The following is a 26,168-nucleotide window of genomic DNA, read 5'->3' as shown; positions in this document are numbered from 1 at the left end:
GGCTCGTCATCAGCAAACGCCCACACGATCACCACCGTCGCGCGCCGGCTGGAGGCGTTTCCCCGCTGTGCGCGGGGCATGCGGGAGGGCCGGCTGTCGCTGGATCAGGTCGGGGTGATCGCGGCGCGGGCGGGTGAGGGATCTGATGAGCATTACGCCCAGTTGGCGCGTTGGGCCACGGTCAACCAGCTGCGCACCGCGGTCAAGCTGGAACCGCGACCCGAACCCGATTCTCGGCCGCAACCGCAGGCCTCGATCACCAAGACCTCCGACGAGGAGTTCACCTGTTGGCGGATCACACTTCCGCACCTGGACGCGGCGAAGTTCGACGCGGCACTGGCGTCTCATCGTGATGCGCTGATCGCCGAGTGGAAACACGATCGCGTCAACGGCGACTGTGCATCAGATGTCGCGCCGCCGTTGCCGGGCACCCTCGAGGCGTTTATGCGTCTGGTCGAGGCCGGATGGGACGCCGAGGCGGCCCGCCGGCCACACGGGCAGCACACCACGGTGGTGGTGCACGTCGACGCCCAGCAGCGCGCCGCCGCGCTGCATCTGGGTCCGCTGCTCACGCAGGCCGAACGCCGATACCTCACCTGTGATGCCACGTGTGAAGTCTGGTTCGAACGTGACGGCCAGCTCATCGGCGCCGGCCGAGCGACCCGCCAGATCAACCGGCGGCTTCGCCGCGCGCTCGAACACCGCCATCCCACGTGCGCGGTTCCCGGCTGTGGTGCCACCCGCGGTCTGCACGCCCACCACATCCGGCACTGGGAAGACGGCGGCCCCACCGAGTTGGCCAACCTGGTGCTGGTATGCCCTTATCACCACCGGTTGCACCACCGGGGCGTCATCACCCTCACCGGACCCGCAGCCGATCTCATCGTCACCGACAGCTCCGGCCAACCACTCCGTACAGGATCGCTCGCGCGTCCGCCCAACCTTGCCCCGCCCGCCGTCCCGCCGTGCCCCGGGCCCACCGGCGAGCGCGCCGACTGGTGGTGGTACGAACCCTTTCAGCCGCAGCCACCACCAACAAACAACTAGGTTGGTGAGCAGCATCGTATCGAAGCTGAAACAGGTTGGAGCCTACAGAATTTCGTTTGCTCTACCCGCTGCTATCGGATCTTGGAAATCATGGCCGACAACCAAACCCGCCACTCTCTGCCGGCCCGCTACCCGCCGACCTCCGCCACGCCCTCATCAATATCCCGCTGACGTGCGCACCAAGTTGAGCCAAGTCGGGTCGGGAGAGTCTGTGCCAGCGGTGGTGGCGGTGACGGAACATGAGTCGGACGAAAAGGCGGGTGGGGGCGCCGCGCCATCGATCGTCGGTTTCGATCTCGATCCAGCCGCTTGACGGTGATGTGGTGGGTCCATCCGGGAATGATTCCGAACAGACAGAATCGCGCTGAACCTTGCGTGCCGATGTCGATGCGATCGGGCACGTCCATGCGGTAGACGTGCAGGATCGGGCCCAGCACGTACTTCATGAGCTCGGGTTTGCGCGCCACGGCGCCCGCCGTCGGCAATGTCCATGCGGTTGAGGCCATAGGTGGCCACTGACAATCCCCGGTCCGGCTAGTTGGGTACACGTATGGCAGTAAGCTAGAGTCGTCCCGCGATCGGGTTAGTCCCCTGTAGCTCAATTGGCAGAGCATTCGGCTGTTAACCGAAGGGTTCCTGGTTCGAGTCCAGGCGGGGGAGCGAAGTGAGGCTCAGCCGCCCGCCGGTGCCGAAGGGCGCGGCCTCCGATAGCGAACCCCTCGAGAATGTCGGCGGCGGAACCCATCGGTCCCAGCGGGTATTGGCGTCGTGCACAACGCCTTTCAGGAGGGCCCATGGAATTCCTGGTTTCCATGACCACGCGCGTTCCTGATGGAACGCCGCCGGAAGCCGTCGACGACATCCGCGCCCGGGAGGCCGCGCATTCCCGCGAACTGGCCAAGCAGGGGCACCTGCTGCGGCTGTGGCGTCCGCCGCTGCAACCGGGCGAATGGCGCACTCTCGGCCTGTTCGCCGCAACCGACGCGCGGGAACTCGAGCAGGTGCTCGCCTCGATGCCCCTGCGCGTCTGGCGGACCGACGAGGTGACGCCGCTGAGCCCGCACCCCAACGACCCGGCGGGCGACCGGGGATGATCCCCGGCGAACTCGGCGCCGGTCACAGCAGGTAGTTCAGACCCCATTCCCTTTCCGCGGCCAGCCGGGCCGCGCCGGCGCCGGTCTCACTATCGGCGCCTCCGCTGGCCAACGCAACCAGAGCCGAAGCCAGCTTGAACAGCGGTACATCGTGCCGCTCGCTGGCGCTGAGCAGCTCCCGAAATGCGGCATAAGTGCTGTACCTGCGCCACCCGACGAGTATCCCCACCGCCGTATCGAGAGCTCGACTGGCTTGCTGACGGCTCGGATCGAGATGCCGCTGGCTCGCAAGGCTTTCGATCATCTGTCGACCACCTCCTGAAAATGAGTTATCTTGCTACGCAATGGAATAGAAGGGTTTCCTGAAAGTATTTGGGTGAAGCCATGTTTAACGCCACCTCGCGGAAAAGCGCGAAATGTCAGGGAATCAACGACAACAGGGCCCGGCGCAACAGCGCGTCACGACGCGGCGCCCGAGGACCTGTGGCATACACCCACTATAGGACATCCTCACGGGACGGCCGTGTGACATATGTATTTGGCTCACAAGGGATTTAACCCTTGCTCACTTCGCGGCGCCGGGTACGTTCGCGCTCAGATCGAGAAGTCCTCGCCGTGCCACACCCCGGCCTCGGGCGGGCGGATCACGCGGCCGTTCTGCGGCCCGTCGTTCACCGACTCCAGCTTGGCCACCCTGGTGAGCAGGGACTGCAGGCTGACACCCACCAGGTCGGGCATCATCGAGTCGTCAGGGCTGCCCCCGCCGTGGCGACTGATGACCTGCCCGGGGACCCCGACGACCACCGAGCTCGACGGGACCGGCTTGACCACCACGGCGTTGGCCCCGATCCGGCTGTCGTCGCCGACCTTGATCGCGCCCAGGACCTTGGCCCCGGCGCCGATGGTCACCCGGTCGCCGACGGTCGGGTGGCGTTTCCCGGTGTCCGCGCCGCTGCCGCCGAGGGTGACGCCGTGATACAGCGTGACGTCTTCGCCCACCTCGGCCGTCTCCCCGATCACCACGCCGGTCGCGTGGTCGATGAACAGGCCGGGGCCGAGGACGGCGCCGGGGTGGATGTCGACCCCGGTGAAGATGCGGGTGAACTCCCCGAGCGTCCGCGCGGCCAGCCTGGCGCCGCGGTTCCACAGCCGGTGGCTGATCCGGTGGCCCCAGATCGCGTGCACGCCCGGGTAGGCGAAGATGACCTGCAGCGTGGTGGGCTTAGCGGGATCCCGCTCCTTGGCCGCCCGAATGTCTTGCCGCATGGCCGCGAGCATGGTCAATCCGCCACGTCGGCGAACAGCGATGTGCTCAGATACCGCTCGCCGAAGTCGGGGAGGATGACGACGACGAGCTTGCCGGCGTTCTCGGGCCGGCGCGCCACCTGCAGCGCGGCCACCGCTGCCGCGCCCGAGGAGATGCCGACGAGCAGTCCCTCTTCGCGGGCCAGCCGTCGGGACAAGTTGATCGCGTCGTCGTTGCCGACGGTGATGATCTCGTCGACCAGGTCCAGGTCCAGGACCGGCGGGACGAACCCCGCGCCGATGCCCTGGATCGGGTGGGGCCCCTTCTGGCCGCCGGACAGCACGGGCGATGCGGCCGGCTCGACGGCAATGAACTGCACCGACGGTTTGCGCTCCTTGATGACCTGGGCGACGCCGGTGATCGTGCCGCCGGTGCCGACTCCAGACACGAAGATGTCGATCTTGCCGTCGGTGTCGCGCCAGATCTCCTCGGCGGTGGTTTTGCGGTGAATCGCCGGGTTGGCCGGGTTCTCGAACTGCTGGGGCACGAAATATCGCTGGTCGGTCTTGGCCAGTTCCTCGGCCTTGGCGATAGCACCAGGCATGCCGTCCGGTCCCGGAGTCAGGATCAGTTCGGCGCCGTAGGCGAGCAGGAGCTTCCTCCGCTCGATGCTCATCGTCTCGGGCATGGTCAGGACCAGCCGATAGCCCCGTGCCGCCGCCACCTGCGCCAGCGCGATGCCGGTGTTCCCGCTCGTCGGCTCGAGGATGATCGTGTCTTCCTTGATCAGCCCCGCTTCCTCGGCCGCGTCGATCAGCGCCACCCCGAGGCGGTCCTTCACGCTCGCGGCAGGATTGAAGGATTCCAGCTTGGCCACAACGTCCGCGCCCACGCCGTCGGTGACCCGGTTCAGCCGAACCAGGGGCGTGTTTCCGATCAGCTGTGTGACGTCATCGGCGATGCTCATGAAACTTCCTTAGGCGGTGTCGGTACAGGGCTCGTCGGCCTGCCAGGTGATGTCGAATTCGATGGCAACGTCTATTGGCACGATAAGGGCAATGGGCGTGAATCGCTGCGACGCCCCCGCAAATGCCTCGCCGGTCAGTACCCGCCCGGCGAGGTTGTGCGGTGTTGTTGCGGTCATTGTCATTGCGGATGTACCCGGCGCGGGACGCACGTAAAAGTCCGTTCCCGGTTGAACGATGTCGTCGACGTCCAAACCGTCGGCGTCAACAAGCGTGTGTCCGCCGGCGGCGCTGAGGCTCAAGGGGATTCGCACTTGGAACGGTCCTATGAGTTCGGATTCAGCGGTTGCATGAGTATCGACCAGTCGCGGCTCTTCGGAGTTGCGCAAGGCATTGCTTGCCCCGGTGAGTAGGTAATTGTAGAGGTGCACGACCCGATCGGCATTGCGGTAGTGGCGAGCACCGGTCAGCCAGAACCGCACATCGCCGATTGTCGCGCCGGCGGTATGCGTCGTTGCGACGAGCCGATAGTAGCGGTAGCCGCGCCCACCGCCGCCGTGGCTAGTGGCCGAAAGCGTGCTGCCAATCCCGAGGGTGCGTCGGTGGCGCCCCTTGCCGGGAATCGTCACGTTAGAGCCCGAAACATCTTGCCAATCAACGCCATTGGCCGACTTTTGCAGTTTCAAACCGATGGCGGTGTCGGAGGCCGCCCATACCGAGTAGCCGCCCAGTTGTGGTTGTCCGTCGAATTCGAAGGTGACCGTCGGCCCGGCGGAGCGGTCTACGGCGACGGGCTCGTTCAGCGGCCGGGTATCCAACGCCAGGCCGTTGGTGAAATGCCAGATCGCGGCCTGGGTTGCCGCGATGGCTTCGTGCTCGCTCAGGTTGGCCGGCCCCAGCGGGTAGCCGGCGGTGCGCAATCGTCGGCTCAGTTCGGCGATGGGACGCACCGGGAACGAGTGGCGCAGGATCCAGTCGACTGCTGCTTCGCAGCCGCCGGCGCGCAGGTGGGGCAGGGCGGACCAGGTGCCCAGGCGGTAGCTCGACGGCAGGTGCGGTGCGATGCCGGTGAAGTCCAGCGAGTAGGCCAGCAGGTTGGGATGTAGCCGGATCAGGTCGGTGCGCGCAGCGCTGCCGTCGGTGAACACGATCCTGTCCACGGTGTGGGAGTAGGTGCCACCTCGGTAGCGCGTCATGCGGGCGACTCCGGTGGCCGGCCGAACCAGCACGCGCCGACGGGTTGCGACCTGCGCCAAGGCGCGGTTGGGCATCGATAACACGGTCATGGGTGGTTGATCTTCCTGAAGGGTTTGGCTGGCGCATCCATACCGCCGGGCGGGGTGCGAGTCCTAACCCGTTGCGGGGAAAGCGCGAGGATTTCTACAGCATCAGAGGGCGTCAGGAAATCAACAACAGCAACAACAACAGTCCGCGGCGAGGCAGCGCGAAGGAACGAAGCGCAGCGGAAGGGCCTGTTGCATGTGCCCTACTATAGGGCTCGCAAATGTCACTGTCAGATTTCGGGCTCGTTTCCTTGATTTGACTCAGCGTCGGTGTAAACCTTCTGTTTCGCTTCCGCGCCTGCCTACGCTCGGCGCGCGCCCCCGCTGACAGTGGGTGATCATGGACCTGCCGCACTCGCTGCGGCGTTCGACCGAGCACGAAAGGACCCCGATGACTTCGGCTCAAAGTGAGTCCCAGGCACTTGGCGATCTCGCGGCTCGCCAGCTCGCCAACGCGACGAAGACCGTCCCGCAGCTCTCGACCATCACGCCGCGCTGGTTGCTCCACTTGCTGAGCTGGGTGCCGGTGGAAGCCGGCCTGTACCGGGTCAACCGCGTGGTCAACCCCGAGAATGTCGCGATCAAGGCCGAAGAGGGCGCCGGCAGCGAAGAACCGCTGCCGGAGACCTACGTCGACTACGAGACGAGTCCGCGCGAATACACGCTGCGATCGATTTCGACCTTGGTCGACATCCACACCCGGGTGTCCGACCTGTATTCGAGCCCGCACGACCAGATCGCCCAGCAGTTGCGGCTGACCATCGAGACGATCAAGGAACGCCAGGAGTTCGAATTGGTCAACAGCCCGGAGTACGGCCTGCTGGCGCAGGCGACCCCGGAGCAAACAATCCAGACGCTTGGCGGCGCTCCGACGCCCGACGACCTGGACGCACTGATCACCAAGGTATGGAAGACGCCCAGCTTCTTCCTCACCAACCCGCTCGGCATCGCCGCGTTCGGCCGTGAGGCCACGTACCGGGGTGTGCCGCCAGTTGTGGTGAGCCTGTTCGGCGCGCAGTTCATCACCTGGCGGGGCATTCCGTTGATTCCGTCGGACAAGGTGCCGGTGGAAGACGGCAAGACCAAATTCGTCCTGGTGCGCACCGGCGAGGAACGCCAGGGGGTGGTGGGCCTTTTCCAGCCGGGCTTGGTCGGCGAGCAGGCGCCGGGGCTGTCGGTGCGGTTCACCGGCATCAACCAGTCGGCGATCGCGAGCTACCTGGTCACCCTGTACACCTCCCTTGCCGTCCTCACCGACGACGCGCTCGGTGTGCTCGACGACGTCGCCGTGGACCAGTTCCATGAGTACAAGTGAGTACCGAGCGGTAGACGCCGAGAGCGAGCTGCCCATCAGCGCCGCCGAACTCGCGGCGCTGGCCACCCAGCTGTATGCGGCCAGCATCCGGCCCGGGCCCGACAGCCCACCCCAGACGACACCGGTCGCCCCGCGCGGCGGCGTGCCGGATGCGACCGCCGCCACATCGGCCGGACAGGCGGCCGCGGGCACGTCCGATCCTTTCCTGCCAGCGGTTCCCGCCATCGGCTTCACCGACATATACGTCCCTGCGCCGACATCCCCCGAGCCCGAAGGGCCGCCGCAGACGGTGCCCGTAGCCCCCCGCGGCAACGTGCCCGATGCGACGGCGGCGCCCTCGGCCGGCGAGGCGACCGCGAGCGTCGCCGATCCCTATCTGCCGCCCGGCATCGCTGACCTCACCGCCTTCGCGGTACCCAGCCAGGGCATCGTGCCGGCCGTGCCCGGCGTGCTGGCGGGGGCGGCGCCCGCCGCGCCGGTGGCCCCGCGTGGCTCGGTGCCAGTGGTGCCTTCGTGGCTTCCCGAGGCGCCCGCGGTGCTCGACCTGGGCTGGTCCGACGCTCCACCGGTTGCGCCCGTTGGTGACGAGCATCTGTATCACTTCCTGACCAAGACAGATGCCGTACCTCAATTACCCGACGAGCACGAGGTTTTCGACGTCAACGCGGTGCGGGCGGATTTTCCCATCCTGAAGGAGACCGTCAACGGCAAGCCGCTGATCTGGTTCGACAACGCCGCGACCACCCAAAAGCCGCAGGCGGTGATCGACCGGCTGTCGCACTTCTACGCCCACGAGAACTCCAACATTCACCGCGCGGCGCACGAGTTGGCGGCCCGCGCTACCGATGCCTACGAAGAAGCGCGCAATACGGTTCGGCGATTCATCGGCGCCGCGAAAGACGAAGAAATCGTCTTCGTGCGCGGCACCACGGAAGCAATCAACCTGGTGGCTTACGCATGGGGCGGAAAGCATTTGCTACCCGGGGACGAGATCGTCATTACCCATTTGGAGCATCACGCCAATATCGTCCCGTGGCAACTGCTTTCGCAGCAGACCGGTGCGGTTTTGAAAGTTGCTCCGGTCGATGACGCCGGCAATTTGCTGTTGTCGGAATTCGAGGATTTGCTGGGGCCCAAGACGAAACTGGTGGCGGCCACCCAAGTGTCCAACGCGCTGGGCACGGTGACACCGGTCGATCAGATCGTGGAGTTGGGACACCGCTACGGCGCGCGGGTGCTGATCGACGGGGCCCAGTCGATTCAGCACCTGCCGGTCAATGTCTCGGAGCTGGGCGTCGATTTCTTCGCCTTCTCCGGCCACAAGATTTACGGTCCCACCGGAATCGGCGTGCTCTACGGGACCGAGGAGGCGTTCGCCGAAACACCGCCGTGGCAGGGCGGCGGCAACATGATCGCCGACGTGACGCTCGAACGCTCGCTGTATCAGGGGCCGCCCAGCAAGTTCGAGGCCGGCACCGGCAACATCGCCGACGCCGTCGGCCTCGGGGAGGCGCTGCGGTACGTCGAGCGGTTGGGCATCGACCGCATCGCCGCGCACGAGCGCGCGCTGCTGGACTACGCGACTCCGCGGCTGGCCGACATCCCGGGTGTCCGCCTGGTGGGCACCGCCACCGAAAAGGCCAGCGTGCTGTCGTTCGTGTTGGCCGGACACGAACCGCTCGAGGTGGGCAAGGCGCTCAACGCCGAAGGCATTGCGGTGCGCGCCGGCCATCACTGCGCGCAGCCGATCCTGCGCCGCATGGGATTGGAAGCCACGGTCCGCCCGTCGTTTGCCTTCTACAACACTTTCGAGGAGATCGACGTCTTCCTGAATGCGGTCCGCCGGATTGCCGAGGGTGGCGCGGGCGCCGGCTGAGCTTTGCCAGATTTCTTCTGCTTGATTCCAACCCTTCGGCCCCGCATCGCGTTGCCTTTAGGCTCCGGGAGTGTCTTGTGTGTGCAGCCAGGTGGGGTGGCCGGATTGCGCGCTGAACGCCGCTAATCATTTGCGGTGACGGTAATCACGAAGTTTCGCTTCATTCACGTAAACGGGGGCCGCATGAGCCGTATGGGCGTATGGACGCTCGGAGGGACTGAACAGACCCGATGAACGGCACGACGGTCGCAAGGCCCATGAACGCGCTGGGCCAGTTCTTTCTGCTCAGCCTCGAGTCACTGGTTGGCACGGTAAGGGGTCCGTGGGCATGGCGTGAGCTTCTCGAGCAGATCTGGTTCGTGGCCCGGGTTTCGATTTTTCCGACGATCATGCTGTCGATTCCGTACACCGTGCTGATCGTGTTCGTCCTCAACATCCTGCTCGTCGAGATCGGCGCCGGGGACCTCTCAGGTGCCGGTGCCGCGCTGGCATCGGTTACCCAGGTGGGGCCGGTCGTGACCGCAATGGCCGTCGCCGGCGCCGGATCGACCGCGATGTGCGCCGACCTGGGCGCGCGCACCATCCGCGAGGAGATCGACGCGATGAAGGTGATCGGCGTCAATCCGGTTCAGGCGCTGGTGGTTCCGCGGATTATCGCGGCGACCTTCGTCGCGTTGCTGCTTTACTCGGTGGTCGCGGTGACGGGGTTGACGGGCAGCTACATCTTCGTGGTCTTCGTTCAGCACGTCACGCCGGGTGCCTTCATCGCGGGGATGACACTGCTCACCGGGCTGCCCCAGGTGGTGATCTCACTCATCAAGGCGACCCTGTTCGGGTTGTCGGCCGGGCTGATCGCCTGCTACAAGGGCCTGTCGGTGGGCGGCGGGCCCACAGGTGTCGGCAACGCGGTGAACGAGACCGTCGTCTTCTCATTCATGGCGTTGTTCTTCATCAACATCGTGATCACGGCCCTCGGCGTGAAGGTGACCGCCAAATGACCGATGCCGCACACGAGCCCCTATGGTTGGTCGCTCTTGGACCTAAATTGGCGGCCGCCGCCCGGCGGGTGGGCGAACAGACCGAGTTCTACGGAAAATCGTTGGCCGCCACCGTCGATGCGGTCCGGCGCTACCCGGGGGAAGTGCTGCGAATTATCGCCGAGATGGGTATGGGCAGCGGTGCACTGGCGGTGATCGGGGGCACCGTGGGCATCATCGGCTTCCTGACCCTGACTACCGGTGCCCTGGTCGCGGTACAGGGCTACGACACCTTGTCCAACATCGGCGTCGAGGCGCTGACAGGATTTCTGTCGGCGTTCTTCAACGTCCGCATGATCGCGCCTTGCACGGCCGGGGTGGCATTGGCCGCGACGATCGGCGCAGGCACGACGGCGCAGCTGGGCGCGATGCGCATCAACGAGGAGATCGACGCGCTCGAGGTGATGGGCATCCGTTCGATCACCTATCTGTCGTCGACGCGAATCATCGCCGGCGTCCTCGTCGTGATCCCGCTGTACGCCGTTGCGGTGCTGATGTCATTCTTTGCGGCCAAGTTCGGCACGCTCTACATCTACGGCCAGTCACGCGGCGTATACGAGCACTACTTCTCCACGTTCTTGCGTCCCACCGACCTGTTGTGGTCTTTCGCGGCGGTGCTGGCAATGGCGACGGGTGTGATGGTCGTGCACACGTACTACGGTTTCACCGCGACAGGTGGTCCCGCCGGTGTGGGGGAGGCTGTCGGTCGTTCGGTCCGGTCATCGATGATCGTCACGGCGTTTGTGTGCCTGATGATTTCGTTGTCCGTCTACGGGCAGTCCGGCAACTTCAACCTGTCGGGATGACCGTATGAGCAATCACCGGGACAGCGGATCGCGCGCGCGAAACAGAGTCCGCACCAGCAGGATCGACCCGATCTGGTGGGCGCCAACACTGTTCATCGTCGTCGGGATTCTGATCGCATTGACCGCGGGATCGTTCTCCGGCAAGTTTCAGGAGTTCATTCCGCTGACGCTGGTGTCGAACCGGGCGGGCCTGGTGATGGAACCGGGCGCCAAGGTCAAGCTGCGCGGAGTGCAGGTCGGCCAGGTCGGTTCGATTGGCACCGACGTGAAAGCGGCCCAGCTGCAATTGAAGATGCAACCGGGCCCGTTCAAATACCTGCCGAGCAACCTCGAGGCCGAGATCAAATCGACCACCGCATTCGGGTCCAAGTACGTCGACCTGATCGTGCCGGAGCAGGCCAGCCCCACTCCGCTGAAGCCCGGCGCGGTGCTGCACTCCCGCAACGTCACCGTCGAAGTCAACACGGTCTTCGAGAACCTGCAGGCGGTGATCCAGGCCCTTGACCCGGCCAAGCTGAACGCGATCTTGTCGGCCTTCTCGGAGTCGGTGCGCGGCAAGGGTGAACGGATCGGCGAGGCGATCACCAATGCGAACAATCTGTTGCTGACCGTCAACCCCCGAATGGAGACGATCCACCTGGACTGGCGGTTGTTCGGCAAGGCGACGGCCGCCTATTCCAATGCGGCGCAGGATATCTTGTCGATCCTCGACTCGGCGACAACCACCAGCAAGACCCTCACCGAAAACCAACGGTCGCTCGACTCGCTCCTGCTGTCGGCAGCCGGCTTCAGCCAGACCGGCATCAACGTAATCGGCAGAAACGAGGCCAACATCGTTCGGTCCTTCGACCTGCTCGATCCGACCACGGCCCTGCTGAACAAGTACTCGCCGACCTTCACGTGCTTGTTCCAGGGTGCGCAATGGTACGTGGATCACGGCGGCCGGGACGCGTTGGGCGGCAACGGTTACTCGGTGATCCTCGACGCCGCGCTGCTTTTCGGCGACGACCCCTACCGCTACCCCAGACACCTGCCAAAGGTCAACGCGACAGGTGGCCCGGGGGGCAAGCCCAGCTGTGGCTCGTTGCCCGACCCGAGCGCCAACTTCCCGGTGCGCGCGCTGGTCACCGACACCGGTTGGGGCGCCGCTCCCGACGAGATCCGCACCAATGTGGCCGCGGGCAATCCGTGGTGGGCCAACTGGTTCCCGACGACCAAGAACCCGCCCGAACCGCCCCACTACTGGTACCGCGGGGGGCGGCCGCCGCCATGAGAAGACGGAAGATGTCTGCCATCGTCGCGCGTGTCGCGTTGTTCACGGCGGTCTGCCTGGTATTCACGTTTTCGCTGATCGCCGTGTTCGGGCAGTTGCGCTTCGAGGACCGCGCCGGCTATCAGGCGGTTTTCACGAACATATCCGGGTTGAAGTCCGGCAATTTCGTGCGCATCGCCGGGGTCGAGGTGGGCAAGGTCGGCGACCTCACCCTGCATCGCGACGGCACGGTGACCGTCGGCTTCGCGGTGGACAAAGGGGTGCGACTCACGGATGGCACCAAGGCCGTCGTGCGCTACGAAAACCTGATCGGGGACCGCTATCTCGCGCTCGAAGACGGCCCCGGGTCCCCGCGTCGGCTGCCGCCGGGCGCGACGATTCCGCTGGCGCGCACGTCGCCCGCCCTGGACGTCGACGCACTGATCGGAGGCTTCCGGCCGTTGTTCCGCGCGCTGGATCCCGATCAGGTCAACGCCCTGTCCGGCGAATTGCTGCGGATTTTCCAGGGCCAGGGCGGCACTCTCGCCTCGGTGCTGGCGCAGACCTCGACGCTGACCTCGACCCTGGCCGGGCGCAGCGAACTGATCGGTGAGCTGATCGCCAACTTGAACACCGTTTTGCACACCTTCGGCACGCGCGACCGCGAGTTCTCCGACGGCCTGGACAAGCTGTCCCAGTTCGTTAACGGCTTGGCGCAGCGCAAAGACGACATCTCCACCGGGCTGGCCTACATCAACGCGGCGGCCGGGTCGGTCGCCGATCTGCTTGTCCAAGCGCGCCAGCCGATCAGGGACGTGGTGCACGAGACCGACCGCATGTCCGGGCAGGTGTTGTCCGACCGCGACTATTTCGACAACCTGCTCAAGCAGCTCCCCGACATCTACCAAGTGCTGTCCCGGCAGGGACTGAACGGCGACTACTTCGGCTTCTATTTCTGCGAAGTGTTGCTCAAGCTCAACGGTAAAGGGGGCAACCCCATCTTCGTCAAACTGCTCGGCCAGCCCAGCGGGCGGTGCACGCCGCAATGAAGCTACCCAAGATAAGGCCGCTCGCGGGTCGGAGCCCCTTGACGGTCGGCGTGATCGGCAGCGTGGTTCTTGTGTGCGTGACCGTCGCCGCCTTCCAGTACGACAAGTTGCCGTTCGTCAAGAACACCAACGACTACGCGGCCTACTTTTTCGAGGCCGGCGGCATCAAAAGCGGTGGTACGGTCCGCGTCTCCGGAATGGGTGTCGGCAGGGTCTCCGACATCCGCCTGGAGGGCACCAAGGTCCGGGTGGGTTTCACGGTCCGCAAAACCGTCGAGTTGGGCGACCGCACCGAAGCGGCGATCAAGACCGAGACGGTCCTGGGCAGCAAGATACTCGAGCTCACCTCGCGCGGCGAAGGAAGGCTGAGCGGCCCCATTCCGCTGGAACGCACCCACTCGCCCTATGACCTTCCCGACGCACTGGGCGACCTGACGACGACGATCAGCGGACTTGATACCGTCCAATTGTCTTCGGCGCTAACGACGTTGGCCAACACCTTCAAGGAGACGCCGGCGGACCTCAAACCCGCGCTGCAGGGCGTTGCCCGGTTCTCGGAGACCCTCAACCATCGCGACGCGCAGCTGCGCAGCCTGTTGGGCAATGCCAACAAGGTTTCCGGGGTGCTCGGCAAGCGCAGCCAGCAGATCGCCACTCTGGTGGCCGATTCCAACGCGTTGCTCGCCGCGCTGCTGGACGAACGTGATTCCCTCGACGCGCTGATGAACAACCTCACGGCGGTGTCGCATCAGATTTCGGGACTGGTCGATGACAACCGGGCCCAACTCAAGCCGGCCCTCGACAAGCTCAACGGGGTGCTCGAGGTCCTCGACAACCGCAAGGAAGATCTGCAGAAGACCCTGCCGAAGTTCAAACGCTACGCAATGTCGTTCGGCGAATGCCTTGGCTCCGGACCCTTTTTCAAGGCCTACGTGGCCAACCTGATCCCCGGGCAGATAAGCGGACCGACGATCGACGCACGGATGTATGACCGGTTCCTCGACCCCAACCAGGGGCTACCGTCGGAGTCGGTGGACCCGCCGACCGGCACCCCGCCCGTGCCGCCGGAGAACGCACCGCACCCGATCTGGTCCCAGCCGCCCTCCCCGGGTCCCGCGCCGGGCCCACCGCCGGAGCCCGGCCCCGTGCCCGCACCCGCAGAGGCGGGGGGACAGTGATAAGTCGACGCACCCTCCGGGCAGCGACCGGCATCAGCCTGGTCGCGACCCTCGTCGTGGCTTCGTTCCTCGTCGGCACGAAGCTGCTGAGCAAGGTTGAAAAGAGCACATACACCGCGTATTTCACCGAGGCCAACGGCCTGTTCGTCGGCGACGAGGTTCGGATCCTCGGCGTCGCGGTGGGCGTAGTAGACAAGATCGAGCCGCACCCCGCCAGCTCCAAAGTGACCTTCTCGGTGGACAAGCAGTATGCGGTCCCGGCCGACGCTCGTGCGGCGATCCTGTCACCGTCGCTGGTGACCTCCCGGGCGATCCAGCTCGTCCCGGCGTACTCCGGTGGACCGAAATTGAGCCCCGGCGCGTCGATCCCGCTGAGCCGCACCGCGGTTCCCGTCGAATGGGATGACTTCCGCAGGCAACTGGAGAAGCTGACCGACGCGCTGCAGCCGACGGCTCCGGGCGGGGTGAACTCGGTCGGCGAATTCATCAACTCGGCCGCCGAGAACTTGCGCGGCGAGGGTGACTCCGCTCGCGACACCGTAATCAAGCTGTCCGAGGCGATTTCGGCGCTGGGCGATCATGCCGACGACATCTTCAGCACCGTGCGCAATCTGCAGCTGCTGGTCTCGGCGCTGTACTCCAGCAGCGATCTGCTGGCCTCGTTCAACCAGAACCTGGCCAGCGTGACGACGGTGCTGTCGAACACACCCAACGAAGTCGCCAACGCGGTCAAGGGCCTCGACGGGGCGCTGACGGATCTGCGCGACTTTCTTTCCGAGAACCGGGAAGGCATTGGCGTCACCTTCGACCGGCTGGGTTCCATCACCACCGCGCTGAACGACAGTCGCGCGGATGTCAAACAGATCCTGCACATCGCCCCGACCGTGTTCCAGAATTTCCTGAACATCTACCAGCCGGCGCAAAGCGCGATGACCGGCATCATTGCGTTGAACAACTTCGCCGACATCCCGCAATGGATCTGCAGCTCGATCGAGGCGGCCTCCCGGCTGCGCCTGGACCGGGTTTCGAAGCTCTGCCTGCAATACATCAACCCGATCATCAAAAACCGCATCTACAACTATCTTCCGTTTGGTCTCAACCCGTTCGTGGGGACGCAGGCCCGGCCGAACGAAATCACCTACAGCGAGGACTCGTTGCGGCCGGGCTACACGCCGCCGGACGCCACCCCGCCGCCGGATGCGGTACCGCCCGGGCAGCCGCCGCCTCCCGAGCAGCCGGCGCCCACGGAGGTGCCGCTGCCCGCCGCGGCGCCACCGTCGAACGGCACGGTCAATTCGACGCAAGTGCTGCGCGACTTGATGCTTCCGACGGGTGCACCATGAGACGGGCGATGGTCTCGGCGCTCTGCCTTGCTTGCATCGCCGCGCTGTCGGCCTGCGGATGGAGGGGCCTGAATTCCTTCACCCTGCCCGGTACCGCCGGTGGGGGGTCGGGCTCCTACACGATCCAGGCGCAAATGCCCGATGTCGTGACCATTCAGGAGAACACCCGGGTTCGCGTCGACGACGTCAACGTCGGCAACGTGACCAAGATCGAGCTCCAGGACTGGCACGCGCTGGTCACGATGCGCATCAACGGCGATGTCCACCTGCCGGCCAATGCGACCGCCAAGCTCGGGCAGACCAGCCTGCTCGGCTCGATGCACATCGAACTCGCGCCGCCCAAAGACGAGCCGCCCCTAGGCCAACTCACGAGCGGCTCGGTCATCCCGTTGCCGCGCGCGAGCCTGTATCCCACCACCGAGCAGACCCTGGCCTCGGTTTCGATCCTGCTCAACGGCGGCGGGCTCGGTCAGCTGCAGGAAATCACCCAGGCGCTCGCCAAGGCGTTCGCCGGCCGCGAAAACGACATGCGCAGCCTGCTCGGCCAGCTCGACCAATTCATCGCCGGCACCAACGCCCAGACCGACGACATCATCGCGGCCTCCGAAAATCTCAATTCGCTGGCGGGCCAGGTCGCCGCCAAAGATCCCGTCGTCGACAAGGCGTTGACCACCGTGCCGAAAGCGCTTGCGGTACTGGCCGAAGAGCGCACCAAGATCGCCGATGCCATCGACCAGCTCGGCAAGTTCGGCGCGATCGCGGCCGACACCATCCACCAGAGCAAGGAATCTCTGGTGGACAACCTGCGCAATGTCGCGCCGGTGCTGCGGTCGCTGGCCGACGCCGGGCCATCGCTCACCAGGGGCCTGGACGGCTTGGTGGCCTACCCGTGGCCGGCGTCCACCGTGCGCAACTGGTTCCGCGGTGACTACGCAAACCTCACCCTGGTCGTCGACCTGACCTTGAGCCGCATCGACCAAGGGCTCTTCACCGGCTCGCGGTGGGAAGGCAATCTCACCCAACTCGAACTGCAGTGGGGACGCACGATCGGCATGCAGCCCAGCCCGGCCACCGGAGGCAACCCTCTGACCTATCCGTATCACTTCGGGGGATACTGAATGCTGCGCCTGAACCGCCGAACGTGGATCCAGCTGTCGATGCTGACGCTGGTGACCGTGGTCTCGTGTGGCGCAATGGCTTTCAATTTCATGAAGCTGCCCGCGACGCTGTTCGGGATCGGTGAGTACAGCGTCACGGTCGACCTGCCGCAGTCGGGTGGGCTCTACCAGACCTCGGTCGTCACCTATCGCGGCACCGATGTGGGCCAGGTGAAGTCGGTCGAAGTCACCGCCACCGGGGTGCGTGCGGTGCTCGCCATGAGATCGGGGGTCAAGGTGCCCTCCGATGTCGAGGCATCGGTACACAGCCGCTCGGCGATCGGCGAACAATACATCGAACTGACCCCGCGGCCGGGCAAGGACGGGGAACATTGGCGGCCGCTGGGCGCCGGCGACGTCATTCCTGCCGGCCACGTCGAGGTGCCCGTCGACATCGGGCATCTGCTCGACCTGACCAACCGTGCGCTGCAATCGATTCCGCGCGACAACCTGCATACGATCATCGACGAGGCCAACCGCGCGGTCAGCGGCCTCGGGCCGGAGTTGTCGCGGATCGTCGATGGATCGGCGGCCCTTGCCATTGCCGGAGGCCGGACCGCCGACCCGCTGGCCACCCTGATCGACCAGTCCCCGGCGGTGCTCAACTCCCAGGTGCAGACATCGGACGACATCGCAACGTGGGCCAATCGAACCGCGGCCATTACGGCACAGTTCAAGGCCCAGGACGCGGCGCTGCGAGACCTGTTGACGCAGGGCACTTCCGGGCTCGAAGAAGGTCGCGCCCTGTTCGATCGGGTCGCGCCGGCGGTTCCGGTATTGTTCGCCAACCTGGTGAGCCTCGGCGACATCGCCGTCGTCTACCGCCACGACATCGAACAACTCCTCGTGCTGCTGCCACAGGGTATCGCGGCCATGGCCGCAATCGTCGTGCCCGGCTCCAATGCCAAACAGGCGTACCGGGGCGCCCAGTTGGACTTCAACCTCAACATCAACCTGCCGCCGCCGTGCACGACGGGGTACCTGCCTCCGGCACAGCGCCGCTCACCCGCCAGCGTGGACGCACCGGACCGTCCCGCAGCGGACCTGTTCTGCCGAGTGCCGCAAGACTCGGAGTTCAATGTCCGTGGGGTGCGCAATATTCCGTGCGAGGCCAAGCCAGGGAAGCGGGCGCCCACGGTCGAGCTGTGCGAAAGCGACGAGGAGTACGTGCCGCTCAACGACGGCTACAACTGGAAGGGAGACCCCAACGCCACGTACAGCGGGCAGGGCGTTCCGATGTATCCGCCGGGACAAGACCCGCGACTGCCGCCGCCGCGGGGCACCGCGCCGCCGGCACCGTCGCCGCTTGCCGTCGCGACCTATGACCCTGCCACCGGCGACTACACAGGGCCCGACGGACGCCGCTACACCGAGGCCGACTTGGCGCACCCGCGCGCCAGGAACTGGCAATCGCTTCTAGTCCCGACGCCGTAAGCATTCGAAGGAGCAACATGGCCGAAGACACTAAGGAACCCGAGACCCCCGACGTCGAAGATCGCGAGCATCTGGACGGGGCCGATACCGATGGGGACGAGAGCCAACCCGAGAACCGGCTCGCGCGCTGGCGGCGCCGGGCCACCCCTCGGCTCTCGCGCGCCGCAGCGGGATTGGTGGCCGCCGTCGCGGTCGTGGCGGCGCTGGCCGGATTGACCGGCTGGCTGGGCTACCGGGCCTACGAAAAGCATGAAGCGAACGCCAAGCGCGACTTGTTCGTTCAGGTCGCTCGCCAGGGCGCGGTGAACCTCACAACGATCAACTACACCGAGGTCGACGCCGACGTGCAGCGGATCGTCGATCTATCCACCGGAGCGTTCCGTGACGACTTCGAGCAACGGTCCAAGCCGTTCGTCGAGGTCGTCAAGGCGGCGCAGTCGAAATCAGAAGGCACCGTTACCGATGCCGGCCTGGAATCTCAACGGGGCGACTCCGCCCAGGTGCTGGTGGCGGTTGCCGTCAAGTCCCGGACCGCCGGCGGCGGGGAGGCGCCGCGGGAATGGCGGATGCGAATCGAGGTCCGGTCGGTCGGCCCCGACGCCAAGGTGTCGAATGTGGTGTTCGTGCCATGACGACACTCCGCGACAACATCGAGGCTGCCGCCACCGGCGACGAGGCGATAGTCAATGCCGACGTGGAAGATTCGGTGGTCGCCGAGGTCGGCGAGCCGTCCGATGACGAGGCCGCCAGCGCGCCGCAGAAGCGGCCCACCAAGTGGTCGCGCGTGCTCGCTCATGGCGCCTTGCCCGCAGTCGCGTTGCTGCTGGCGCTGGGGGCGGGCTATTTCAAGTGGGTGGCCGGGTCAGCCGACGACCTGGCACGGGCGCGCGCCGAATCGGTGCGGGTTGCCGGCGAAGACGCGGTCGTTCTGTTGTCCTACCAGGCGGATTCGGTGGAAAAGGATCTCGCCGCGGCGCGCGAACGGCTGACCGGTGAGTTCAAGGATGCCTACACCGAGCTGACCCGCCAGGTCGTCGTCCCGGGTGCGAAAGAGAAGCACATCTCGTCGGTGGCCAAAGTCAATGCGGTGGCCTCGGTTTCGGCGTCCGCCGACCATGCCGTGGTCCTGGCGTTCGTCGACCAAACCGTGACCATCGGCACCGGCGCTCCCACGGATACCCACCCCGTCGTGCGGTTGACGCTGGACAAGGTCAACGGCCGATGGCTGGTTTCGCGTTTTGACCCGGTGTGATGCGAGGGATCACATGTTCGCATCGATATGGCGTGTCACCCGGGTGCTGTCCGTCGCGGTGATCGCCGCGGGGGCAGGAGCGATGCTGGCGCCCGCCGCGCATGCCGACAATAAACGGCTCAACAGCGCCGTCGTCTCCGCCGTCTACACACTGCAGCACCAAGCGGGCTGCACGAACGACGTCATCAGGAACAACGCGCTGACCCTTGCCGCCGAATGGCACGCGGAAGACATGATCAACAACCGAAACGTCAACGACGACATCGGATCCGACGGATCGACACCGCAGGACCGCTCCAACGCGGCCGGCTTCCGGGGCAAGGCGGCCGAAACGGTGGCGATCAACCCCGCGATATCGATCAGCAGCCTCGAGCTGGTCAACCAGTGGTACTACAACCCCGACGACATGGCGATCATCCGCGACTGCGCCAACACCAACATCGGGGTGTGGTCGGACAACAGCCTGGACCGCACCGTCGTCGTCGCCGTGTATGGGCAACCGGAGGCGCCGAAGCGATAGGCCCGAACGTCGAGTAATTAGGCCAAAAAGGCCCTTGGGTTGCCCAACAAGTCGACGTTCGGCACAAGCTAGTCGTAGACCGGCGTCCACATCGTGTCGGCCACGGCATGCGCTACGTCCCCGTGCGTCCTGCTCGCCACCCCGTCCTCGACGGCGGCGTGATAGACGGCCTCGGCGACCGCCGCCGAGATCTCGCGCAAGTTCTGCACATCCGGCAACAGCGAATCGCGGGGGTTTGTCGGGCTCGCTTGGTGCACAATGGCTTTCGCCGCGGCCTGCAGCATTCCCGGGGTGACCGTCCTGGCTCGGGAGACGATGATGCCCAATCCGATACCCGGAAACACCAGCACGTTGTTGGCCTGGCCGATGGTGTAGGTGGCGGCGGCGAATTCGACTGGGCCTACGGGGGTGCCGGTCGTGATCAGCGCCTTACCGTTGGACCAACCGAGCACGTCGGCCGGCATGGCTTCCATGCGTGAGGTCGGGTTGGACAGCGGGAAGATCATCGGGTGTTCGCAGGATGCGCTCATCGCCTCGACGACCTTCTGGGTGAACGCGCCGAATACTGCTGAGGAGCCCAAAAGAATGGTAGGTGACGCGAGCTTGATAGCGTCCACCAATCCCACCCGATCCCCGGCGGCCAACCCCAGTTGTTGGCGGTTCTTCGCGTAGGGCACCTGAAAATCGCGCAGGTCGTCCATGTCGTCGAAGAGCAGGCCCTGCTTGTCGATCGGCCAGATCTGCGAAGTGGCCTGTTCGATCGTCGCGCCGTCGGTGACCATCGCGTCACGGATCTGATCCGCCACCCCGATACCGGCGGTGCCGGCTCCGAAGACGATCGTTTTCTGGTCGCGCAGCGGGATACCGGTGACGTGACATCCCCCGTACACGGCGGCGACCACCACCGCGCCGGTTCCCTGGATGTCGTCGTTGAAGACGCAGTAATCGTCGCCGTAGGTCTGCAGAATATTCCGGGCGTTGAGCGGTCCGAAGTCTTCGAAATGCAGGATCGCGTGCGGAAACAGCCGGTGAGCGGTCTCGACATACCGCTTGATGAAGGCGTCGTACTCCTCGCCGCGGCGCCGGGCGTGGCGGTTGCCCAGATAGAACGGGTCCCGCAGCAGCTGTTCGTTGTCGGTGCCGACATCGAGCGACACCGCGATGCATCGGCGGGGATCGATCCCGCCGCCGGCGGTGTAGAGCGCCAACTTGCCGACGGCGATCTGGATGCCGCCGACGCCCCAGTCACCGATGCCCAGGATCGCTTCGGCGTCGGTGCATACGATCAGGTCGACATCGTCGGGGCCCAAGCCGAAAGTGTCGAAGGCCTCGGTGATCTCGTCCGGTTCGTCGACGCTGAGAAAGAGTCCCCGCTGCCCGCGGTATTCATCGGAGAAGCGTTGAATGGCCTCACCGACCGTGGGGGTGTAGACCACCGGCATCAGCTCGGGCAGATGGTCTTCCAGCACCTTGAAGTACAGCAGCTCGTGCCGGTAGTGCAGCTGCTCGAGAAGCAGATTACGGCCCAGATCCGTAGCGAGGCTTTGCAGTTGATGCCATACGCGGTCGGCTTGCTCCTCGAGCGTGAGCACCGCCGACGGAAGCCGGCCGGTCAGCCCCAGCTGTCGGCGCTGCTCGTGGGTGAATCCCACACCCCGGTTGAGGCTCGGCGCGGCCAGTGCCGGCGGGATCCGCGGCGTGCGGGGATCGCTCATCGCAACCCCCGTCCGGTGCTTTTGCCCATCAAGTCACCGTAGCGTGATCCTCATGAGCGCTGTGAGCGGAGGCTGAAGAGATCTTTCGACGGGACGGACGGTTCGTCGATCGCGAATCGCGGGATCGCTACCGGCTGGACATGGATTCGGCCGCGTCCTGGCCCAGGGTCCCGTCTTGGGCGGCGAGTTCGCAGACGCACGGCTGCGCGCCGTCGTGCAACCACGGCGATAGCTGGCTGCGCTGCTTACGCATCACGTGCTGCACGTAGACCTTGTCGCGCTGCTCGCGGGAGAACGCGAGGTCCAGGTTGATGGGCAACCCCGCCCAATCGACCTGGTCGGACGCCGACGCCGGACCGCCGGGATGCAGCCGACACCGCAGCGGGCAGACATCCTTCATGAGCCGATGGTGCGCCGGCGATGTTTCAGCGGCGGGTGTGCGACGTTTCCGTCGTATTACGGGTGCCGCGCGGGTGGCGCTTTAGTAGACGTCGCGGTGGTAGCGCTTGTCGGCGCTCAGCGATTGCACGTAGGCCTGCGCCGCCTCCGGGTCGAGGTTGCCCTGTTCGGCCGCGATTTCGCGGAGCGCGCGGTCGACGTCCTTGGCCATGGGGTCGGCGTTACCGCAGACGTACAGCTGTGCACCGTCCTGCAACCAGCGCCACAGCTGGTCCCCGCGCTTGCGCATCAGGTGCTGCACGTAGATCTTGTCGCGCTGGTCCCGCGAGAACGCCAGATCGAGTTCGGTGAGCAACCGGTCGGCCCGCATCTGCTCGATCTCGTCGCGGTAGTAATAGTCGGTGCTGGCGTGTTGCTCGCCGAAGAACAGCCAGTTGGGTCCGGTGTGGCCGAGCGCGCGGCGCTCTTGCAGAAAGCCGCGGAAGGGTGCGATCCCGGTGCCCGGACCGATCATGATCATCGGCGTGTGCGGATCAGTCGGGGGCCGGAAATTGCTCGACGGCTGCAGATAGACGGCGACGCGATCGCCAGGGGAGCGGTCGGCAAGGTAGGTCGAACACACCCCGCGGCGAGGGACGCCCTGGAAGTTGTAGCGCACCGGCGAGACCGTCAGATGAACTTCCCTCGGGCACTCTTTAGGGCTCGACGAGATCGAGTACAGCCGCGGCTGAAGGCGTTTGAGGACCCTCAGCCACTCGTGCGCCGATGCGTAGACCGGCAGCTGCGCCAACAGGTCGATGGACTGGCGCCCCCATGCCCAATCGCTGAACGCGGCCTTGTTTTCCGGCTTCAACAGCTTGGCGAGTTTCGGGTCGCCGGTGCGTTCCTGCACGAATCGCACCAGGTCCCTGCTGATGTGGGCGATCTCGATTCGCTCGGTAACAGCGTCGCGCAGCGACATCAAACCATGCTCGCCGACCTCGACCGGGGTCTGCGCGTCCAGACCGGTGACGGACAGCCATTCGTCGACCAGCCGGTCGCTGTTGCGCGGCCACACCCCGAGCGCGTCACCGGCCTCGTAACTGATCGTGTCGTCGGGCAGCCGAAACACCAACTGCCGCACATCTTTTGCCGATTGCGGCCGTCCCAGTTTGATGTTGCGGGCAATGTCGGTGATCAGGGGATGCTTCTTGCTAAAGGTGCCCGTCCCCGGCCGCGTCGCCGGACGGGGTGGCCGCGCGAGCGCGAAGGGAGCGGCGGGCGCCGGCGCGCCGCCATCCCGGCCGACCGGTTCGGGTGCGCGGGCCAGCGCTTGGATCACCCCGCTCAACCAGTTGGCCGCGGCGTCTCCGTAGTCGGGTTCGCAGTCGACCCGGTCGACGACGCGGGTCGCTCCCAGCTCGGCGAGGCGCTCATCGAGCTTGCGGCCATGGCCGCAGAAGTCGTCGTAGCTGGAGTCGCCCAGCGCGAGAACCGCGTAGCGGGTGCCGCTCAATCGCGGCGCGCCGTCGGAAGTCAGCGCCCGCCACAGGCCGGCGCCGGTATCCGGTGGCTCTCCGTCACCGGTGGTGCTGGTGATCAGCAGTAGTTCCCGCGTCGTCGCAAGCTTCGCCAACGGGAAGTCATCCATGCCGTGCCACGCGACCGGCAGGCCGGCCGCGCCCAATTGCGCGGCGACATCGGCGGCGAGCTCCTCCGCATTCCCGGTCTGCGAGGCCCACAACACCACGATCGGTGCCCGTTCGGGTTCGGATGCCTCGATCGGTGATTCCTCGACGGCCGGCATCGGCGCCATCTGGGGTGCCTCGGTGCGCGCGAACAGCCCGGCGAGCAGACCGTTCACCCACTGCCGGGTGCTGGAATCGAACGGGGCGTTCTGGGGCAGGGTGGGCACCCCGGCCGAGCGGCGGCCGGCTTCCGAGCGCAGCCCGGTTACCAGTCCCGCAAGGTAGGTCCGGCCCAGCGGACCGAACTGCGGCACCGGTTCGTTTGCCACCCCGAGGAGTTCGGCCAACGCGTCGACGCGGGTCAGGCTGATCTCCTCGGGTTCGTCGGGGCGATCGTGGGCCGGTGTGTCCGCCGCCGGCAAAGCGCTGCTCGAATCGGCTTGCGCGACGGCAACCTTCGTGAGGGATACCGCGCAGGCCTTGAACTCCGGTTGATGGGAGACCGGGTCGACGGCGTCGTTGGTGACGGCGTTGATCGACAGGTACTCGCCGAAAACGTCGTTCCAGTGGAAGGGCGCAAAGCAGTTGCCGGGCCGAACCCGGTCGGTGATCACGGCCGGTAGCACGGCCCGGCCGCGGCGGGAGGCGATTTCGACCGAGTCGTCGTCGGAGATCTGCAGGCGCGCCGCGTCGTCGGGATGGATCTCGACGAACGGTCCGGGGTTGAGCTTGTTGAGTTTGGCGACCTTCCCGGTCTTCGTCATCGTGTGCCACTGGTGCGGCAGTCGCCCGGTGTTGAGCAGGAACGGGAAGTCGTCGTCGGGCATTTCCTCGGGCAGCAGGTGCGGGCGGGCGAAGAACACCGCGCGACCGCTCGGCGTGGGGAAGGCCAGGCGGGGCACGCTGCCGTCATCGCGGACCAACCGGGTCTGGCTGACACCGTCATTCAGGTAGCGGATCGGGTTGCGGTCGCCGGCGCCGTCGGGCGGGCACGGCCACTGCAGCGGCGTCCGCCGCAGCCGGGGGTAGCCGGCGCCGCGCAGGTCGTAGCCCGTCGCGGGGTTCGAGAACCGCTTGATCTCCTCGAAGACTTCCTCCGCGGAGGCGTAGCTGAACGACTCCGAAAACCCCATCTCGCAGGCGATCCGGGCGATGATCTGCCAGTCCGGCAGCGCGTGGCCCGGCGCGGCGACGGCCGGCTGGAACAGGGTCAGGTTGCGCTCGGAATTGACCATTACCCCTTCGGACTCCGACCACAAAGCAGCCGGCAACAACACGTCGGCGTAGTCGTTGGTCTCGGTCTCCAAGAACGCGTCCTGGCCGATCACCAGCTCCGCGGTTTCCAGGCCGGCCAGCACCGTCTTCCGGTTGGCCACGGAGGCAATGGGATTAGTGCAGATGATCCAGCAGGCCCTGATCTGGCCGTCGGCCATGCGCGAAAACATGTCGACGGTGCCGGTGCCGACCTCGGTGCGCAGCGAGCCGCGGGGAATGCCCCACTGGTCCTCGACGAATTCGCGGTCGCCGGCCGATGTCACCGAGCGCTGGCCCGGTAGACCCGGCCCCATGTAACCCATTTCGCGCCCGCCCATGGCGTTGGGTTGGCCGGTGAGCGAGAAGGGGCCGCTGCCGGGTTTGCAGATGGCGCCGGTGGCCAGGTGCAGGTTGCAGATCGCGTTGGTGTTCCAGGTGCCGTGGCTGCTCTGGTTGAGTCCCATTGTCCAGCAGCTCATCCAGTTTTCGGCTTCGCCGATCCAGCGGGCCGCGGTGCGGATGTCTTCGGTTGGGATGCCGGTGATTTCGCCGACCTCGTCGGGGGTGTACTGCTCGAGGAAGCTCGGCATCACCTCCCAGCCTTCGGTGAATTCGGCGATGAACCTGGGATCGGTGTGCCCGTTTTTGACGATCAGGTGAAGCAGCCCGTTGAGCAGCGCGAGATCGGTCCCGGGAGCGATCTGCAGGAAGAGGTCGGCCTTCTCGGCGGTCGCGGTGCGGCGCGGGTCCACCACGATCAGCTTGGCGCCAGCCTTGACGCGATCCATCATGCGCAGGAACAGGATCGGGTGGCAGTCGGCCATATTGGAACCGATGACGAGGAACACGTCGGCCTCGTCGAAGTCCCCGTATGAGCCGGGCGGTCCGTCCGCGCCCAGGGACAGCTTGTAGCCAGAACCCGCGCTGGCCATGCACAGTCGCGAATTCGACTCGATCTGGTTGGTGCCGATGAACCCCTTGGTCAGCTTGTTCGCCAAGTACTGCGCCTCAATGGACATCTGGCCCGACACGTACATGGCGAAGGAGTCCGGGCCGTGCTCGTCGATGATGGCCCGTAACCGCTTTGCGCACTGGGCGATCGCGTTGTCCGTGCCGATCGGCTCGTGGGGTTGGCCGCGGTCGGCCCGCTGGTATGCCGATTCCATCCGGCCGGGTGCGGCGAGCAGGTCCGCGGTGGTCGCGCCTTTGGTGCACAACCGGCCGAGGTTGGCCGGATGGCTTTTGCTTCCAACAGATTTCGTAACGTGACGGGTGCCGC

21 protein-coding genes, 1 tRNA gene and 2 pseudogenes are annotated in these 26,168 nt (G+C 65.9%); 16 read left to right on the top strand and 8 right to left on the bottom strand.

Features of this window, described 5'->3' with window-relative positions:
• The coding region (locus tag JWP83_RS09305; protein WP_297729090.1) for an HNH endonuclease signature motif containing protein at window positions 1–1,047 on the top strand (1,047 nt) is incomplete at its 5' end.
• Window positions 1,048–1,246: 199 nt separating this feature from the next.
• Here JWP83_RS09305 and JWP83_RS09300 read toward each other — a convergent pair.
• A pseudogene (locus JWP83_RS09300) lies at window positions 1,247–1,532 on the bottom strand (hypothetical protein); the annotation flags it as partial.
• A 102-nt stretch (window positions 1,533–1,634) separates the two neighbouring features.
• Here JWP83_RS09300 and JWP83_RS09295 point away from each other — a divergent pair.
• Both JWP83_RS09295 and JWP83_RS09290 read left to right on the top strand, forming a co-directional pair.
• Window positions 1,635–1,707, top strand: a tRNA-Asn gene (locus JWP83_RS09295).
• Between the two features lie 134 nt (window positions 1,708–1,841).
• Window positions 1,842–2,129 (top strand): annotated as a pseudogene (locus JWP83_RS09290) (muconolactone Delta-isomerase family protein); the annotation flags it as partial.
• Between the two features lie 34 nt (window positions 2,130–2,163).
• Here JWP83_RS09290 and JWP83_RS09285 read toward each other — a convergent pair.
• From JWP83_RS09285 to JWP83_RS09270, 4 genes are all read right to left on the bottom strand, one after another.
• Window positions 2,164–2,445, bottom strand: coding sequence for an ANTAR domain-containing protein (locus JWP83_RS09285; protein WP_297729087.1), 282 nt, complete (start codon window positions 2,443–2,445; stop codon window positions 2,164–2,166).
• A gap of 290 nt (window positions 2,446–2,735) precedes the next feature.
• Window positions 2,736–3,419: a serine O-acetyltransferase gene (cysE, locus tag JWP83_RS09280; protein WP_297729084.1), complete on the bottom strand. Its 684-nt coding sequence runs from the start codon at window positions 3,417–3,419 to the stop codon at window positions 2,736–2,738.
• 2 nt (window positions 3,420–3,421) lie between these two features.
• Window positions 3,422–4,354, bottom strand: a complete 933-nt coding sequence (gene cysK, locus JWP83_RS09275; RefSeq protein WP_297729081.1) for a cysteine synthase A — start codon at window positions 4,352–4,354, stop codon at window positions 3,422–3,424.
• Between the two features lie 9 nt (window positions 4,355–4,363).
• Window positions 4,364–5,638, bottom strand: a complete 1,275-nt coding sequence (locus tag JWP83_RS09270; RefSeq protein WP_297729078.1) for a thioester domain-containing protein — start codon at window positions 5,636–5,638, stop codon at window positions 4,364–4,366.
• 388 nt (window positions 5,639–6,026) lie between these two features.
• Here JWP83_RS09270 and JWP83_RS09265 point away from each other — a divergent pair, with 388 nt between their 5' ends.
• From JWP83_RS09265 to JWP83_RS09205, 13 genes are all read left to right on the top strand, one after another.
• On the top strand, window positions 6,027–6,950 hold the full coding sequence (locus tag JWP83_RS09265; RefSeq protein WP_297729075.1) for a family 2A encapsulin nanocompartment shell protein: 924 nt from the start codon (window positions 6,027–6,029) through the stop codon (window positions 6,948–6,950).
• Window positions 6,937–8,826 carry a family 2A encapsulin nanocompartment cargo protein cysteine desulfurase gene (locus tag JWP83_RS09260; RefSeq protein WP_297729072.1) on the top strand — a complete coding sequence of 630 codons (1,890 nt, stop codon included), beginning with the start codon at window positions 6,937–6,939 and terminating at the stop codon, window positions 8,824–8,826. The genes JWP83_RS09265 and JWP83_RS09260 overlap by 14 nt, the downstream gene beginning before the upstream one ends.
• A gap of 230 nt (window positions 8,827–9,056) precedes the next feature.
• Window positions 9,057–9,824 carry an ABC transporter permease gene (locus tag JWP83_RS09255; RefSeq protein ID WP_297729068.1) on the top strand — a complete coding sequence of 256 codons (768 nt, stop codon included), beginning with the start codon at window positions 9,057–9,059 and terminating at the stop codon, window positions 9,822–9,824.
• On the top strand, window positions 9,821–10,669 hold the full coding sequence (locus tag JWP83_RS09250; RefSeq protein ID WP_297729065.1) for an ABC transporter permease: 849 nt from the start codon (window positions 9,821–9,823) through the stop codon (window positions 10,667–10,669). The genes JWP83_RS09255 and JWP83_RS09250 overlap by 4 nt, the downstream gene beginning before the upstream one ends.
• Window positions 10,670–10,673: 4 nt before the next feature.
• On the top strand, window positions 10,674–11,942 hold the full coding sequence (locus JWP83_RS09245; protein ID WP_297729062.1) for an MCE family protein: 1,269 nt from the start codon (window positions 10,674–10,676) through the stop codon (window positions 11,940–11,942).
• A complete protein-coding gene (locus tag JWP83_RS09240) occupies window positions 11,939–12,970 on the top strand; it encodes an MCE family protein (protein ID WP_297729058.1) in 1,032 nt (343 codons plus the stop codon). The genes JWP83_RS09245 and JWP83_RS09240 overlap by 4 nt, the downstream gene beginning before the upstream one ends.
• Window positions 12,967–14,148 (top strand): MCE family protein, encoded by a 1,182-nt coding sequence (locus JWP83_RS09235; RefSeq protein ID WP_297729055.1) that lies wholly within the window; start codon window positions 12,967–12,969, stop codon window positions 14,146–14,148. Before JWP83_RS09240 ends, JWP83_RS09235 begins: the two co-directional genes overlap by 4 nt.
• Window positions 14,145–15,491, top strand: a complete 1,347-nt coding sequence (locus JWP83_RS09230; RefSeq protein ID WP_297729052.1) for an MCE family protein — start codon at window positions 14,145–14,147, stop codon at window positions 15,489–15,491. The genes JWP83_RS09235 and JWP83_RS09230 overlap by 4 nt, the downstream gene beginning before the upstream one ends.
• Window positions 15,488–16,609, top strand: a complete 1,122-nt coding sequence (locus JWP83_RS09225) for an MCE family protein (RefSeq protein ID WP_297729050.1) — start codon at window positions 15,488–15,490, stop codon at window positions 16,607–16,609. Before JWP83_RS09230 ends, JWP83_RS09225 begins: the two co-directional genes overlap by 4 nt.
• Window positions 16,610–18,082 carry an MlaD family protein gene (locus tag JWP83_RS09220; RefSeq protein ID WP_297729047.1) on the top strand — a complete coding sequence of 491 codons (1,473 nt, stop codon included), beginning with the start codon at window positions 16,610–16,612 and terminating at the stop codon, window positions 18,080–18,082.
• Window positions 18,083–18,099: 17 nt separating this feature from the next.
• Window positions 18,100–18,714: an Mce protein gene (locus JWP83_RS09215; RefSeq protein WP_297729044.1), complete on the top strand. Its 615-nt coding sequence runs from the start codon at window positions 18,100–18,102 to the stop codon at window positions 18,712–18,714.
• Complete coding sequence (locus JWP83_RS09210) at window positions 18,711–19,334, top strand: hypothetical protein (RefSeq protein ID WP_297729041.1); 624 nt, start codon at window positions 18,711–18,713, stop codon at window positions 19,332–19,334. Before JWP83_RS09215 ends, JWP83_RS09210 begins: the two co-directional genes overlap by 4 nt.
• Window positions 19,335–19,347: 13 nt before the next feature.
• Window positions 19,348–19,854, top strand: a complete 507-nt coding sequence (locus JWP83_RS09205) for a CAP domain-containing protein (RefSeq protein ID WP_297729038.1) — start codon at window positions 19,348–19,350, stop codon at window positions 19,852–19,854.
• Window positions 19,855–19,922: 68 nt separating this feature from the next.
• Here JWP83_RS09205 and JWP83_RS09200 read toward each other — a convergent pair whose 3' ends face one another.
• From JWP83_RS09200 to JWP83_RS09190, 3 genes are all read right to left on the bottom strand, one after another.
• Window positions 19,923–21,569 (bottom strand): NAD-dependent malic enzyme, encoded by a 1,647-nt coding sequence (locus tag JWP83_RS09200; RefSeq protein WP_297729035.1) that lies wholly within the window; start codon window positions 21,567–21,569, stop codon window positions 19,923–19,925.
• Between the two features lie 127 nt (window positions 21,570–21,696).
• Window positions 21,697–21,969, bottom strand: a complete 273-nt coding sequence (locus JWP83_RS09195; RefSeq protein ID WP_297729032.1) for a hypothetical protein — start codon at window positions 21,967–21,969, stop codon at window positions 21,697–21,699.
• 81 nt (window positions 21,970–22,050) lie between these two features.
• Window positions 22,051–26,168, bottom strand: a 4,118-nt coding sequence (locus JWP83_RS09190) for a bifunctional nitrate reductase/sulfite reductase flavoprotein subunit alpha (RefSeq protein ID WP_297729029.1), incomplete at its 5' end; no start/stop codon positions are given.

The sequence above is a fragment of the Mycobacterium sp. genome, assembly GCF_025965855.1.
GTDB lineage: Bacteria > Actinomycetota > Actinomycetes > Mycobacteriales > Mycobacteriaceae > Mycobacterium.
This window is presented reverse-complemented; position numbering and strand designations above follow the sequence as displayed.

Bases quoted from the DNA above. Each gene is read 5' to 3' on its own strand.
- JWP83_RS09195 (WP_297729032.1), bottom strand. From the start codon at position 21,969: ATGAAGGATGTCTGCCCGCTGCGGTGTCGGCTGCATCCCGGCGGTCCG.
- JWP83_RS09220 (WP_297729047.1), top strand. From the start codon at position 16,610: ATGCTGCGCCTGAACCGCCGAACGTGGATCCAGCTGTCGATGCTGACG.
- JWP83_RS09240 (WP_297729058.1), top strand. From the start codon at position 11,939: ATGAGAAGACGGAAGATGTCTGCCATCGTCGCGCGTGTCGCGTTGTTC.
- JWP83_RS09285 (WP_297729087.1), bottom strand. From the start codon at position 2,445: ATGATCGAAAGCCTTGCGAGCCAGCGGCATCTCGATCCGAGCCGTCAG.
- JWP83_RS09225 (WP_297729050.1), top strand. From the start codon at position 15,488: ATGAGACGGGCGATGGTCTCGGCGCTCTGCCTTGCTTGCATCGCCGCG.
- JWP83_RS09215 (WP_297729044.1), top strand. From the start codon at position 18,100: ATGGCCGAAGACACTAAGGAACCCGAGACCCCCGACGTCGAAGATCGC.
- JWP83_RS09235 (WP_297729055.1), top strand. From the start codon at position 12,967: ATGAAGCTACCCAAGATAAGGCCGCTCGCGGGTCGGAGCCCCTTGACG.
- cysK (WP_297729081.1), bottom strand. From the start codon at position 4,354: ATGAGCATCGCCGATGACGTCACACAGCTGATCGGAAACACGCCCCTG.
- cysE (WP_297729084.1), bottom strand. From the start codon at position 3,419: ATGCTCGCGGCCATGCGGCAAGACATTCGGGCGGCCAAGGAGCGGGAT.
- JWP83_RS09265 (WP_297729075.1), top strand. From the start codon at position 6,027: ATGACTTCGGCTCAAAGTGAGTCCCAGGCACTTGGCGATCTCGCGGCT.
- JWP83_RS09200 (WP_297729035.1), bottom strand. From the start codon at position 21,569: ATGAGCGATCCCCGCACGCCGCGGATCCCGCCGGCACTGGCCGCGCCG.
- JWP83_RS09270 (WP_297729078.1), bottom strand. From the start codon at position 5,638: ATGACCGTGTTATCGATGCCCAACCGCGCCTTGGCGCAGGTCGCAACC.
- JWP83_RS09255 (WP_297729068.1), top strand. From the start codon at position 9,057: ATGAACGGCACGACGGTCGCAAGGCCCATGAACGCGCTGGGCCAGTTC.
- JWP83_RS09210 (WP_297729041.1), top strand. From the start codon at position 18,711: ATGACGACACTCCGCGACAACATCGAGGCTGCCGCCACCGGCGACGAG.
- JWP83_RS09250 (WP_297729065.1), top strand. From the start codon at position 9,821: ATGACCGATGCCGCACACGAGCCCCTATGGTTGGTCGCTCTTGGACCT.
- JWP83_RS09245 (WP_297729062.1), top strand. From the start codon at position 10,674: ATGAGCAATCACCGGGACAGCGGATCGCGCGCGCGAAACAGAGTCCGC.
- JWP83_RS09205 (WP_297729038.1), top strand. From the start codon at position 19,348: ATGTTCGCATCGATATGGCGTGTCACCCGGGTGCTGTCCGTCGCGGTG.
- JWP83_RS09260 (WP_297729072.1), top strand. From the start codon at position 6,937: ATGAGTACAAGTGAGTACCGAGCGGTAGACGCCGAGAGCGAGCTGCCC.